At 34.2% G+C, this 13,807-nt stretch carries 16 protein-coding genes; 9 read left to right on the forward strand and 7 right to left on the reverse strand.

What is annotated here, in order from left to right:
* Window positions 1–52: 52 nt before the first annotated feature.
* From ACFQ1K_RS04500 to ACFQ1K_RS04510, 3 genes are all read left to right on the forward strand, one after another.
* Window positions 53–1,114 (forward strand): AAA family ATPase, encoded by a 1,062-nt coding sequence (locus ACFQ1K_RS04500; protein ID WP_320556521.1) that lies wholly within the window; start codon window positions 53–55, stop codon window positions 1,112–1,114.
* 20 nt (window positions 1,115–1,134) lie between these two features.
* Window positions 1,135–2,469, forward strand: coding sequence for a DUF58 domain-containing protein (locus ACFQ1K_RS04505; protein WP_320556520.1), 1,335 nt, complete (start codon window positions 1,135–1,137; stop codon window positions 2,467–2,469).
* A gap of 139 nt (window positions 2,470–2,608) precedes the next feature.
* Entirely contained in the window at window positions 2,609–3,025 is a 417-nt protein-coding gene (locus tag ACFQ1K_RS04510) for a DUF2141 domain-containing protein (RefSeq protein WP_320556519.1), read from the forward strand.
* Between the two features lie 76 nt (window positions 3,026–3,101).
* Here the strand turns inward: ACFQ1K_RS04510 and ACFQ1K_RS04515 are convergent, their stop codons facing one another.
* Window positions 3,102–3,581, reverse strand: a complete 480-nt coding sequence (locus ACFQ1K_RS04515; protein WP_320556518.1) for a Dps family protein — start codon at window positions 3,579–3,581, stop codon at window positions 3,102–3,104.
* Between the two features lie 105 nt (window positions 3,582–3,686).
* On the opposite strand from ACFQ1K_RS04515, the gene ACFQ1K_RS04520 reads away from it, so the two are divergent.
* A complete protein-coding gene (locus ACFQ1K_RS04520) occupies window positions 3,687–4,625 on the forward strand; it encodes a LysR substrate-binding domain-containing protein (RefSeq protein ID WP_320556517.1) in 939 nt (312 codons plus the stop codon).
* A gap of 27 nt (window positions 4,626–4,652) precedes the next feature.
* Here the strand turns inward: ACFQ1K_RS04520 and ACFQ1K_RS04525 are convergent, their stop codons facing one another.
* From ACFQ1K_RS04525 to ACFQ1K_RS04535, 3 genes are all read right to left on the reverse strand, one after another.
* Window positions 4,653–4,850, reverse strand: a complete 198-nt coding sequence (locus ACFQ1K_RS04525; RefSeq protein ID WP_320556516.1) for a hypothetical protein — start codon at window positions 4,848–4,850, stop codon at window positions 4,653–4,655.
* Between the two features lie 219 nt (window positions 4,851–5,069).
* Window positions 5,070–5,897: a TIGR00266 family protein gene (locus ACFQ1K_RS04530; RefSeq protein ID WP_320556515.1), complete on the reverse strand. Its 828-nt coding sequence runs from the start codon at window positions 5,895–5,897 to the stop codon at window positions 5,070–5,072.
* Window positions 5,898–5,992: 95 nt separating this feature from the next.
* Window positions 5,993–6,448, reverse strand: a complete 456-nt coding sequence (locus ACFQ1K_RS04535; RefSeq protein ID WP_320556514.1) for a DUF4442 domain-containing protein — start codon at window positions 6,446–6,448, stop codon at window positions 5,993–5,995.
* A 147-nt stretch (window positions 6,449–6,595) separates the two neighbouring features.
* On the opposite strand from ACFQ1K_RS04535, the gene ACFQ1K_RS04540 reads away from it, so the two are divergent.
* From ACFQ1K_RS04540 to ACFQ1K_RS04560, 5 genes are all read left to right on the forward strand, one after another.
* The gene (locus tag ACFQ1K_RS04540; RefSeq protein ID WP_320556513.1) at window positions 6,596–7,042 is read left to right on the forward strand and encodes a DUF4870 domain-containing protein; all 447 of its coding nucleotides are present in this window, start codon (window positions 6,596–6,598) and stop codon (window positions 7,040–7,042) included.
* Between the two features lie 60 nt (window positions 7,043–7,102).
* The gene (locus tag ACFQ1K_RS04545) at window positions 7,103–7,444 is read left to right on the forward strand and encodes a PadR family transcriptional regulator (RefSeq protein ID WP_114300844.1); all 342 of its coding nucleotides are present in this window, start codon (window positions 7,103–7,105) and stop codon (window positions 7,442–7,444) included.
* On the forward strand, window positions 7,441–9,222 hold the full coding sequence (locus tag ACFQ1K_RS04550; protein WP_320556512.1) for a PspC domain-containing protein: 1,782 nt from the start codon (window positions 7,441–7,443) through the stop codon (window positions 9,220–9,222). Before ACFQ1K_RS04545 ends, ACFQ1K_RS04550 begins: the two co-directional genes overlap by 4 nt.
* Before the next feature lie 208 nt (window positions 9,223–9,430).
* Complete coding sequence (locus tag ACFQ1K_RS04555; RefSeq protein WP_320556511.1) at window positions 9,431–10,153, forward strand: head GIN domain-containing protein; 723 nt, start codon at window positions 9,431–9,433, stop codon at window positions 10,151–10,153.
* 183 nt (window positions 10,154–10,336) lie between these two features.
* A complete protein-coding gene (locus ACFQ1K_RS04560; protein WP_320556510.1) occupies window positions 10,337–11,164 on the forward strand; it encodes a GIN domain-containing protein in 828 nt (275 codons plus the stop codon).
* A 4-nt stretch (window positions 11,165–11,168) separates the two neighbouring features.
* Here the strand turns inward: ACFQ1K_RS04560 and ACFQ1K_RS04565 are convergent, their stop codons facing one another.
* Genes ACFQ1K_RS04565 through ACFQ1K_RS04575 form a run of 3 tightly spaced genes read right to left on the reverse strand, consistent with a single transcriptional unit; the run spans window position 11,169 to window position 13,760 of the window.
* Window positions 11,169–11,765 (reverse strand): YceI family protein, encoded by a 597-nt coding sequence (locus tag ACFQ1K_RS04565; RefSeq protein ID WP_320556509.1) that lies wholly within the window; start codon window positions 11,763–11,765, stop codon window positions 11,169–11,171.
* Window positions 11,766–11,819: 54 nt separating this feature from the next.
* On the reverse strand, window positions 11,820–13,142 hold the full coding sequence (locus tag ACFQ1K_RS04570) for a hypothetical protein (RefSeq protein WP_320556508.1): 1,323 nt from the start codon (window positions 13,140–13,142) through the stop codon (window positions 11,820–11,822).
* A gap of 30 nt (window positions 13,143–13,172) precedes the next feature.
* Complete coding sequence (locus tag ACFQ1K_RS04575; protein ID WP_320556507.1) at window positions 13,173–13,760, reverse strand: YceI family protein; 588 nt, start codon at window positions 13,758–13,760, stop codon at window positions 13,173–13,175.
* Between the last annotated feature and the right edge of the window lie 47 nt (window positions 13,761–13,807).

Genomic DNA, 13,807 nt, shown 5'->3' on the forward strand with positions numbered 1-13,807 from the left:
CAACGAAATAATTAAATAATTGAACCATAGGTTCTTTAAATAGACTTAAATAATGAAAGATTCAAATGATGAACTAAACGAATTGTCTGAGAATAACAATGCTGAAGACCTCACAAACCCAACCGAAGAAAACCAAGCTGAAGATCTAAGCTTTGAGAATAGAATTGATCTTTCTGAGTTAAAGGATGGCATAGCACTTATCAAAAATGAAGTTGAGAAAGTAATTGTTGGCCAGAAAGAAATGATAGATATGCTTATTGCTTCCATACTTGCCAATGGTCATTCCCTCATTGAGGGTGTCCCAGGTGTAGCAAAAACCATATCGGCAAAATTATTGGCCAAGTCCTTGGATATTGGTTTTAGCCGAATTCAGTTTACGCCAGATTTAATGCCTAGTGACATTTTAGGAACCTCTGTATTCAATATGAAAACAACAGAGTTTGAGTTTAAGGAAGGTCCTATTTTTTCGAATATGATTCTTATTGACGAAATCAATAGAGCACCTGCTAAAACACAAGCAGCCTTGTTTGAAGTCATGGAAGAACGCCAGATAACCATTGATGGAAATAAGTTTAAAATGGATTTACCGTTTATTGTGCTAGCGACTCAAAACCCGGTGGAACAAGAAGGCACCTACAGATTGCCAGAGGCACAGTTGGATCGTTTTTTGTTCAAAATTGATATCGACTACCCGAGCCTTGATGAAGAAATTGAAATTTTAAATAGGGAGCAAAACTTAAAAGGAAGCGTTAAAACAGATCGCATTACAGCACATCTTTCCAAAGAACAAATCAGCAGCTTTCAAAATTTGGTAGAGCAAATTCTTATTGAATCGCATTTACTTAAATATATAGCCGACATTATTGTGAATACGCGAAATAATCCATTTTTATATCTAGGAGCATCACCAAGAGCCTCTATTGCCATTTTGAGAGCTAGTAAAGCCTTCGCCGCAATGAACGGTAGGGATTTTGTAACTCCCGAGGATATAAAACGTGCTGCAATACCTGTACTGCAACACCGTGTTATTGTTACTCCTGAACGTGAAATGGAGGGTATTAATACCAAACAAATCATTAAACAGATCATTGAAGCTGTAGAGATTCCGAGATAAATAACAAAACAACAAGGAGGGTGCTAAAACGTATCAAGCCATTTTACTTACAAAACAGATTTTTTTATGCCTGTATAGGTATTATCATTCTGTTTGTATTAAGCTTTATTTTTCCGAGGCTTTTTAATATTGTAAAAGTTGTCTTATTACTGTTTGTAACACTTTCGGTATTAGACACACTGATTTTATTTGCTGCAAAAAATGGAGTGAAAGCAGAACGCATACTACCTGAAAAATTTTCTAATGGCGATGAAAATTCGATTAAGATTGTACTTCAGAATTTTTACACTTTCAACGTCTATGTAAATATCATAGATGAAATCCCAGAACAGTTTCAAGTTAGGGACTTCAATATCCAAAGAAAATTAAATGCTACGAGTACTTCTGAAATTTCATACCAATTAAGACCAACGGAACGCGGTGAGTATCATTTTGGCAAACTCAACATTTACGTCACTTCAGTCTTTGGTCTGATAGCCAGAAGATTTTGGTACAATGAAATGGCAATGGTACCAACCTACCCTAGCTTTATGCAATTGCGTAAATATGATTTATTGGCCATTAGCAACAATCTGCATCAATATGGGATAAAGAAGATTCGTAAGATTGGGCATACTATGGAGTTTGAACAAATTAAAGAGTATGTACTTGGAGACGATTTAAGAACCATTAACTGGAAAGCGACAGCAAAGCGTAACCATTTAATGGTGAATCAATTTCAGGATGAGAAATCGCAACCTATCTATTCAATTATTGATAAAGGTAGAGTTATGAAAATGCCTTTTGAAGGCCTCACGCTTTTAGATTATGCTATTAATGCGGCATTGGTAATTTCTAACGTGGCACTAAAGAAACATGATAAAGCAGGTATTTTAGCATTTTCAAAAAAGGTCGAAAACATTGTGGCGGCAGAACGAAGAACCTCGCAGATGAATTTAATCTTAGAAACCTTGTACAATGTTAGTACCGATTTTTATGAAAGTGATTACAGTCGACTCTATGCCGATGTAAAACGAAACATAACCCACCGAAGTTTAATGTTGCTTTATACCAACTTTGAAACTTTGGATAGCCTACATAGGCAACTACCATACTTAAAAGGTATTGCTAAAAATCATCTTCTGGTAGTCATCTTCTTTAAGAATACTGAATTAAATTCCTTAATAAATGAACCTGCAGAGACCGTACAACAAGCCTACGACAAGGTAATTGCAGAAAAATTTGCTTATGAAAAGCGTCTGATTGTTAATGAACTTCAAAAGTATGGTATTCAGTCTATCTTAACAGAGCCTGAGCACTTAACTATTAATACCATTAACAAGTATTTAGAGATTAAGGCGCGAGGATTACTGTAGTGTTTGACGACCAAATAGCACTAATAAACAACTCATCTCCATAAAATTACAGTTCAGTAATTACGATTGTTCTTTCTTAAAGTTATGTTGGATATTTGAATCATCAATTAAAAAACATTAACTATTAACACATTACATCATGAAAAATTTAATCTTAACATTCGCTCTAACTTTAACAACCTTATTCAGTTTTGCACAAGACAAAGGCATTACCATTACGGTAACTGTAGACAATGTAACTAGTAATGAAGGTAAGGTATTAATGTCGCTTCATAACTCTGATACCTTTATGAAAGCACAAGGTATAATGGATGCAGAAACTACTATTGAAAATGGAAAAGTAACTCTTACTTTTGAAAATGTATTGCCAGGAGAATATGCCATCCTAGCCTTACATGATAAAAACGATAACAAACGTATGGACTTTCAGGAAAACGGCATGCCAAAAGAATCCTATGGTGCATCCAACAACGTTATGGCAATGGGACCACCACAGTACAGTGATGCTAAATTTACCGTTACAGATAAAGACTTAAATCTAAACATCAGATTCTAAAAGATATCATCAATTAAAACAATAATCACAAAAAAAGACTGCCAGTGGCAGTCTTTTTCATATCATATGAATGTCATTATACTGTTTCACCTAACCAAGCTTTCATCATCCAAACGGTCTTTTCCTGCTCGGTGATAAAATCACTCATCATGGAGTTGGTTCCTTCGTCATTGGCCTCATCGGAGGCATCAAGAATAATTCGTTCTATTTTCAACAATTCTGTAAGTGACTCTACAATTAATTCTACAGCCTTTTCGTCTTTAGAAATATTTTTACCAACAGGAACTTTGGCCGCTTTTGTGTAATCCTCAAATGTATGTAAGGGAGTGGCACCTAACGTTAAGATACGTTCTGCAATCTCATCGACCTTAACGTTGGCATCTGTGTATAGTTCTTCAAACTTTTCGTGCAAATCAAAGAACATACGCCCTTTTATATTCCAATGGATCCCTCGTAAATTCTGATAATATAGCTGAAAATTGGCTAACAGCTGATTCAATTTCTCAGCTAAATCTTTTGTTTTTTGGGTATCTAAACCTATGCTATTCAGTGTCATTTCTTCTTTATTTTATGTGTCAAACAAATTTACAACTAAACAAAACCACATTTACTATAGATTTTATAAATAGTTTTTATATTTTTATAGTCTAATTAAATAGTCATGACAATCACACAACTTAAATATGCTTTGGCTATTGCTGAGCACAAAAATTTCACCAAAGCCGCCGAGAAATGCTTTGTGACGCAACCAACCTTAAGTACTCAAATTCAGAAACTAGAGGACGAACTCGATGTTGTTATTTTTGACAGAGGGAAAAAACCAATTGAATTGACCGAAGTAGGTAGAAAAATAGTATTTCAGGCCAGAAATATTGTTAATGAAGCAGAGCGTATACAAGATATAGTCGATCAACAAAAAGGGTTTATTGGTGGTGAATTTAGATTAGGCATCATACCTACCATCATGCCAACACTTTTACCAATGTTCCTCAAAAATTTTATCAAAAAATATCCTAAGGTAAAATTAAAAATTGAAGAGCTTACGACTGAAGAGATCCTCATACGGATTAATGATGGCCATCTTGATGCTGCCATTGCCGCTACACCACTTGAAAGCGATAATATAAAGGAACGTGTTTTGTATTACGAGCCGTTTGTAGCTTACATACCAGACAATCATAGACTTCGTGATAAAAAGACCATTGAAGTCGCTGATTTAGATATCGAAGACATGTTACTGCTTGAAGATGGCCATTGCTTTAGAGAAGGGGTTATTAATCTGTGCAAAACATTTAAAGACCAAATAGACGAACATTTTCAATTGGAAAGTGGTAGTATTGAGACGCTGATAAAACTCTCAAATGAGGGAATGGGTATGACCTTGTTACCCTATTTACATACACTAGATTTAAAAGAAAAACTAAGCTCTAATTTAAGGCATTTTGCAAAACCCTCACCAGCAAGGGAGGTTAGTATTATTTATCACAAAAGCGAACTAAAAATGCAAATCATAGATGCCATGCATAGTGTTATTTCTGGGATTATACGTGGTGCAATTGCTTTTAGTGATGTAGAAATTATAAGTCCTTTATCCAAATAAAAAAAGCGACTCGTAAGTCGCTTTTTTCTATGCTTTTAAATAAATTAAACATTGATTTAATTCCGGGTTCTGATTGATTAGGGACTGAATAAAAATTCGTAATTCTTCTAGTTCGTGAGGCAGTAAACGTTTCACTGCTTTTTCCACTTCTTTACAGAATAATGTCGCATCAAAACTCACCTTTTTAAGTACAGTTTTGGTGTACTCAAACATTGCTCTCGCCATAGGTAATTTAAAGTTTTAGGTTCAACAAAAGTAAATTTTCTCTATAGGCTATTAGTTTCAATTCAATCTCTAAGATAGGAAAAAATCACATTTTTAAAAATCAAATCTTTAAAGTTTAACAGCTTATTATGTTAAAAGTTGAAATAACTCGTTAAACTCAAATATTATCCAAAGGGATTTCTTACGATTTAAATTGTTGATTTTAAAAAAGATATAAATCTAAAATCGATTATCTCCATCTAACAGATCACCTAAGCCTCCAAGGATACTTCCTTCTCCTCTACTTTTACCACCTGCTTTTGGAGCAGACGCTATAACTCGATCTGCCAATCTGCTAAATGGTAAAGACTGGATGTATACTTTTCCTGGCCCTGTTAACTTGGCAAAGAATAAGCCTTCTCCACCAAATATTGAATTTTTTATTCCCCCTACAAACTCAATATCATAATCTACATCTTGTGTAAAACCGACAATACAGCCTGTATCTACTCGTAAGGTTTCACCTGGCTGTAGCGTTTTTTCTGCCATGGTACCGCCAGCATGTACAAATGCCATACCATCACCTTCTAATTTTTGCATAATAAAGCCTTCGCCACCAAATAATCCTCTACCCAGCTTTTTAGAAAACTCAATACCAACACTGACGCCTTTAGCTGCACAAAGAAAGGCGTCTTTTTGGCAAATGAACTTCCCGCGATATTCTGTTAAGTCTATAGGTATAATTTTTCCTGGATAGGGAGATGCAAAAGATACGTTTCGCTTTCCCGTAAGGTCATTATAAAAAGCAGTCATAAACAAGCTCTCGCCTGTAAGGATACGTTTTCCTGCTCCTAATATTTTGCCCAAAAACCCTTTATCTTTTTGTGAACCATCTCCAAAAATGGTATCCATTTTAATACCATCGTCCATCATCATAAAACTGCCAGACTCTGCAATTACGGCTTCTTGTGGATCTAGCTCTATCTCAACATATTGCATTTCCTCTCCATAAATACGATAATCTATTTCGTGGGCATTTCTATCTGTAAAATCTGGTAATCTTTCCATAATGTTTTTGTTTTTTGGTTGATGTATGTATATGTTGTTTAAAATAACATTTTGTTACATTTTAATGAGATTGCTTCACTTGGTTAGCAATGACATTAACTTTTAACTTTCAGAGTCCATTCAAAGTTAAAAGAAGACACTTCTACTCCATCTTTATTGACTCCATTGGCACTGAGCCAAACGGTTTGTCCTTCACCTGTTTCAATAGCTTTTATAATGGCATCATCTATTTTATGCCCTTCTGTACAGGTAAAGGTAATTCTTCCTGTAGCTTTCTTTGTAAAGGTCGCATTATTATTGGCTACTAGCATGGATACTTTTTTACCACTTTCTTTAATCTTTTTCATAACTAGAGCACCTGTGGTCAATTCTGCCGCCATACCTTGCACCGCCCAAAACATAGAGTTAAAAGGATTTTGATTAATCCATCGATGTTTTACGGTAACTACACAAGTTGTATCATCTAGAGACTTTGTTCTAACCCCTGTAAAATATGCGGCAGGTAGCTTAAACATTAAGAATGTATTGAGCTTTGAGGGCGATATATTCATTTAAAACGGTTTAGATTTTCCACTAAAATAAATCAAATATATTAACACTACTAATGTTAAATATATGTTAATTTTAGGTACTATGCGTAACATATTACCTTCTTTTAGACATATATTTGTATAAGAAACTATTATATACTTTTTAAAATGTTAGATAATCATCATAAAAATTTAGCCACATTTATACATCTTTCAACCTTTTCAAGGTTTATAATTCCCTTTGGAAACTTTATTGGTCCAATAGTACTTTGGGCTGCTAATAAAGATAAATCAGAGTTTATAGATCAACATGGAAAGCAAGCCATTAACTTTCAGATTAGTGTTTTACTTTATGCCATAATTATAGGTACTATAAGTGTTCCTTTTTTCATCTTTAAGCTTTTTGGAAAACTAGATGTCATCGATTTTCGTGGCTTTCACGATTTTCATATAAATATAGGAGAACCTTCCCCTTTACTTTATATAGGAGGTGGACTTGGAGCACTAGCAGTTATCGCTTTTATAATTGAATTAGCACTTATTGTAAAAGCAAGTCTATCTGCAAGGGATGGTCAAATTTATAAATATCCATTGACCATCAATTTTTTGAAATAAATCATCATCAATAATCAATCAAAAAATGAACAGTTTAATAAAATTTAAGACGCTTAAATTATGAAGATAGAAAACACAAAAGCACAAATGCGTAAAGGTGTTCTGGAGTATTGCATCTTATCCATCTTAAAAGATGAGGATGCCTATGTAGCAGAGATTCTTGGCACTTTGAAAGACGCAAAGATGCTTGTTGTAGAGGGAACCATATATCCGCTATTAACAAGATTAAAAAATGCTGGATTACTCAATTATCGTTGGGAAGAATCCACATCGGGACCACCAAGAAAATATTATGGTCTTACAGAAACAGGCAAACTGTTTCTTAATGAATTAAACACCACTTGGAGTGAATTACAAAATGCAGTAAACCTAGTAACCAGTACAAAAACAACAAAGAAATGAATAAAACAGTCAATATAAATTTAGCAGGTACATTCTTCCATATAGACGAAGATGCTTACCTTAAGTTATCACGCTATCTTGAGGCTATAAAACGTTCATTTACAGACTCTCAAGGTCGATCAGAGATAATCGCAGATATTGAAGCTCGAATCGCCGAACTTTTCTCTGAGCGCATACAAAATGAAAAGCAAGTAGTAGGTATCAAACTCGTTGATGAAGTCATTACCATTATGGGACAACCTGAAGATTATCTGGTAGATGATGAAATCTTTGAAGACGAACCACAACAGAAAAAAACCTACCAAACCGGTCCTACCAAAAAATTGTTTAGAGATACGGACAACTCATATATTGGTGGTGTTGCTGCAGGTTTAGGTCATTATTTTGGTATAGAATCCATCTGGATGCGACTAATTTGGTTATTGTTGGCACTTGGTTCTGGTGGTACCTTTATATTCATATACCTCATTTTTTGGGCATTAGTCCCAGAAGCAAGGACAACAGCTGAAAAGCTTATGATGACAGGTGACCCTGTGAACATAAGCAACATTGAAAAAAAAATTAAAGACAGCATTGATTCGGTATCAGAAACCGTAAAAAATGTTGATTTTAAAAAGCATGGTGAAAAATTTAAGGAGGGTTTAGACGATCTTACTGATAATATTTCTGAAACCGTAAAAAGTGTCGATTTCCAAAAACAAGGCAATCGGTTAAAATCAAGTTCACAAACCTTTTTTGATTCTATAGGAAGTATTTTAATGTTTTTCCTAAAAGTCATAGCAAAGTTCATTGGCATCATCTTAATCATTGTGGGAATAAGTACCTTGATTTCCTTAATTGTAGCGCTATTTACAGTTGGTATTACAGATGCTGTTCACCTTCCAGGTTTAGATTTATTGTACGTAGCAAATGCAGCTAACATTCCTATATGGCTCATGTCTATGCTATTGTTTTTCGCTATTGGCATTCCATTTTTCTTTGTCTTTTATTTAGGATTAAAGATTCTGGTAAACAACCTAAAGTCTATTGGAAACGTGGCCAAATTCACTTTACTAGGACTATGGCTTATGTCTATCATAGGTCTTGTTATCACTGGAGTAAAACAGGCAACTGAGCATGCCTTTGATGCCAAGGTAACGACAAAAAATGTCTTAAATATAAAAGCTGGTGATACAATCAGTTTAGATCATTCTGAATTGAGCGAATACAATAGCTACCGTTACAATCACAATGGTGAATTTAACATTGTAGAAGACGACAATGGTAAAAGTTTGGTCTCTTCTAACCTAAGATATATTGTAAAGTCAACTACAGATTCTACAGCATCAATCACAATTGAAAAAGAAGCTACAGGTAGAAACTATAATAAAGCCAAAAAACGTGCGGAAAATATTGACTATGGCTACAGATTAAATGGAAATACTTTAGTTCTAGACAATTACCTTAAGACGGATATTGAGAACAAATTTAGTGAACAAGAAGTCAGGGTTATTCTCTATTTACCGGAAGGCACGATTATGCATACCGATAAGCGTTTCTCCAGATCATGGAGATACAACTATTCGGGATATGGCAATAATCTTTTAAGAGATATGGATTTCGGTCATTATTATAAGATAGAAAAGGACAATGTCGTATGCTTAGATTGCGAAGAAGAGGCAATTGTTAATGAAAAAAATGTAACTTCAGACGAAGAGACCTCGTCTACTCAAAACAAGCCAGAAGTGAACCTAACCATTGACGAAGATGGTGTTGATCTCGAGGTAAATGACAATTGACACCCAAAAAATGACAGTTCGGTCATATTAAGTTTAAATCAATCAAAATAACACAGACATTTGCTGTGTAATCATCAATCAAAAAATGAACCAATCAATCAAATCACTTTTGCTGAGCAGTATCGGAATCCTTTTGGTTTCCGATATTGCAAAAGCAAAAAAATAAGTAAAATCAAACATTATCATCAATCAAATAAATCAAAACATCATGAACACATTAGTAAGAATAGTAGTTAGTATAATTTTAAGCATCTTAATGCTGTCCTGTAATTTTTCGTTTGGGCCTGGTGTTGATGGAAACAGAAACGTGGTAATCCAAGATCGCTCAATTTCTGACGACTTTGAGTCTGTTAAGGTAAGTCAAGGCTTAGATCTATATATCACACAAGGTAATAATGTGGCTTTAAGTGTTGAAGCTGATGAAAACCTTCACGATATCATTATGACCGACGTTGAAAATGGAACACTTCGAATCTATGTTACCGAAAACATCAGAAGCGCAGCCTCTAAACGAATAAACTTATATGTTACCGACATCTCTGCCATCAAGGCTACTAGTGGTAGCGATGTGTATTCTACAAACACCATTTCTGCAAATGAATTAGAAGTTAATTGTACAAGTGGTGCAAACATCACATTAGATGTTGAAACTGAAACATTAAATTGCCACTCTACCAGTGGAAGCGATATAAAACTTAGCGGAACAACAAGCTTATTAATTGCAGAAGCTACTAGTGGTAGCGATATAAAAGCATCTAACTTAAAAGCTGAAACCTCTAAAGTAAAGGCAACAAGTGGAGCAGATATTTCGGTTAATACTTCAAAAGAATTAACGGCAAGAGCCACTAGTGGTGGAGACATTAGATACTCTGGTAATCCTGAAAAAGTTGAAAAATCAGATAATTCCTCAGGTAGTGTAAGAGCCAATTAATATCATTTTTCTTAACAAAATTAATTTTCTTTTTATATTTAACAATCTTATAACCAATCTTTTAAGAACCGTTTTAAATTCTTTATAGAGTTTGGGGCGGTTTTTGTATATCTTTGTTTAATAGCTAAAAAAGTGACATAACGATGAGTTAGTGTCACTATAACAGCGAAACAAAGTTTATTGATGAGATATTTTTTATTTATTCTAACATTAGTGGTGGTATCACCAATGCTTAATGCCCAAGAAAAAATTAAGGGTGACAGAAATGTAACTATAAAGCAAACCTACATTGACGATTTTAAGACACTTGTAGTAAATGGTGATTTTTCAATTGAAATCGTTTATAATAGCAAACCTTCGGTTACTGTCGAAACGGATGATAATTTACACGAGGTTATACAATTTGAAGTTGTAGATGGTGTGCTCTCTTTTACAGAGACCATTCGGATCACTTCTAAAAAAAGATTGAATATTACTGTAAATTATGGTGATGCACTTGAAAATATCATCGTTAGAGGTGACGGTGAGGTAAGGTCTTTAACTTCAATGGAACTTAAAAGTGCCAGTTTAGAAACAGCAGATAATGCGAGAGCCTATTTAAATATCAATTCAACCAATTTTTCTTACAAAAGTTCGGGAAAGTCTAAAACACGTTTGAATCTCACCGCAGATTCCACTAAGATTGAATTGAGCGATAATAGCAAATTGGACGCTTTAATCAATAGCAAAGTTGCTGATTTTGATCTATATCAGCGTTCTGATGCTGCTATTGAGGGTAGCGTCAAAAATTCTATATTGAGATTGGATAACTCAAGTAACTTCAATAGTCCTAACCTTGATGTAAAATCCGTTATAGCAACCTTAGAGGACAACAGTGATCTAACTATTAGTGCAACCGAGAAGATTATGATTTCGGCTTCAGGGGATACGGAACTGTATTTGTTTGGTAACCCAGCCATTACCATCACAAAATTTGAGGATAACGCAAAACTTCAAAAGAAGCAAAGGTAATGAACTAATCAACTTTAAAGTTTAGCAAAAAATCTATTTCAATAACTGGAGACACTTTAATAACCCCTAACATTTTTTTAGGTGGCTCAAGACTAAAATCATTAATATTTAGTGCCAGAACGCCATTTATGTTATTGCCCTCAATAGATTTAGAAGTTGTTATAGGTACGCTATACGTATTTTTAATCCCACAAATAAGGACATCTACAATAGCCTCAGTACAGTCCTCAGTTATATTTGATTTCATTACTTTCTTTAAAACTAAGCGGATTTCTGGAAACTCATCTGTATTAAGTAGTTTTTGAAAGTCTTTATTAATCATCTTTCCTCCGCAATCAAAATGTTTTGCAGGAATAACCAAATTAGTATTTGTAAAGTTTAAGTAATCCTCTGATTCAATGTAAGAAACCAACAGCTCATCTGACAAGGTATTCATATCTAAGACACACTCAAACTTATTTACGTTAGAGCTCCCTTTTATTTTAAGAGAGCTACCCTCACAGAAAAATACCGTGGACGTTTTAGGTGTTGAATTGAATCTCCATGAAAACAGAAAAGACATGAGCAGAAACGAACCAATAAATAGATGTGTAACTTTCATAATTATAGAAAAAGGCCTTCTTGTTAGAAGGCCTTAATATATTAATTTAAATTTTTAGAAGCTAATGACAGCTTCAAACATTAAGCCATTGAATTTACCTTCATAGAGAACGTTATCTGATGGATAGCCATCATAGCTTTGATTAACATACTCAAGTTTTGCCAGAACATTTTTAGTTAAGAAATAACCAGCTGACAATTGGAATCTATCAATATCTGCATCACCAAATGATTGTTCTGAACTTACTGTATTATAACGACCACCGATGTAGAAGTCTTCATTAGAGCCAAAGCGATAGATTACTTCACCAGCCAACTGTGTTGTACTACGGTTATCAGACTCTGAAGCGGCTCTACCATTTGCAAATTCTAGAGTACCAAAGAATTCCAAGCCACCATACTTCACGAATGGGTTAAACATAATAGCAGTAATTCTATTTCTGAAACCAGGATCAAAACGTCCTGTTCTAAATGTATTAGTAGCTGTAGTATTTTGTAGAGACTGTGATCTAAAATCAAAATATTGTTCTGGTGATAAAACAGAGTAATATCTAGAACCAGCTCTATCTGCTGTGTAAAGATAGTTGTTTGCAACATATCCTGTAGTGTATAAAGACCCTGTTAATCTAAATCTGAAATCATCGGTGAACTGTTTGTCATACCCTAATTTTGCAAGAAATGCTGCTCCACCTGTTTTACCATTAGAACCTTCGAGAACATTTTGATTTAACTTACCATTAGTGAATCCAATCATACCTATAAATCCATTTCTTTGATAATAAACTTCAGCTCCAACCTCCGTTGTAAAAGCATCCATAATCAAGTTACCAACAAATGGGTTGTAAATAGCCTGCGCATTATCACTTCTTCTAAAATGTGCATCACCATAGTTATTTTCCATATGCCCTATTTTAACAGTAGTATACTTCATAAGGTTACTTAAAGCCCCTTCACTAATGAAATCTAGGTTATCGATTTGAATATAACCTCCTTTTACATAAGGTTCTGGGTGGTGACGAGAAGATAAATAGGTTCTTAAGTGCATTCTTAAACCTTTAGCTAAAGCTACATCTAAGTCTAAATTGGCTGTAGCCAAGTTAAAGTTATAACCTATTTCTTGTAATGTGTTCGTTGTTGTTTGATCAGCTGGTGCTACACCATTTTCATGGTCTATGGCTTGATATTGTAATGTAGATTGTCCGCCTACTCTTACTTTTACACCTTCAAACGTTGAAACACTGTCTTTTGGTGCTTCAAATACATTTATACCACGTTTATCAGGTTGTCTGTAATTGTCTAAATTTCTGTTCTGGGCATTTAGACTAAACAGTCCTAACATGACCATAATTAATACTGAGGTTTTTAATGTAGTTTTCATAATTTTTTAATTGTGTTAGTTTATTACTATTTATTTTGTTTTGAACGTTGATTTATAACTTATTGTAATGGCATCACCGGTTTTAATTGTTCCTAAAAGTGCGGTTGGTGGTTCTACTCCAAAATCTGTCATTTTTATTTCATTTTTACCAGATATTAGAACCATACCGTCTTTTATTTCAAGCTTTAATGACATTGCTATTTCCTTGGTATTACCAACAATAGTTAATTCCCCAACACCATTAAACTCGTATATACCATCAGATAACTTTTTAATCTCTGTTGTCTTTATTAACTTAAAGGTTATCTTCTTGTAGTCATCAGTTTCTAAGGCTTTATAAGTGTTCTTATCCATTCTGGATTTTCCACTTTTTAAGCTTTCACTTTCTACTGTTAGACTAATTGCCTTTACATTAATTGTTTCAGACTGCTCAAGAACCAGACTTCCAGCTTGTTTTTCAACATCTATATGCCAATCATGTAAGGATGAAGTACCTTCTATCTTCATAAAGGAGGTCGTATTATCCAGTTTGTAATCTTGAGAGTACACTACTGCCGAGATAACAAATACGATTGTACATAGCAGCGATTTTTTTGGTAAGTGCTTAAATAATTGCATAGTGTTTTTAATTAGTTCGATACAAAGGTTAAGATTTAGACATTCAA

Origin of the sequence: Winogradskyella aquimaris (assembly GCF_042676105.1) — a bacterium.
Classification (GTDB): domain Bacteria; phylum Bacteroidota; class Bacteroidia; order Flavobacteriales; family Flavobacteriaceae; genus Winogradskyella; species Winogradskyella aquimaris.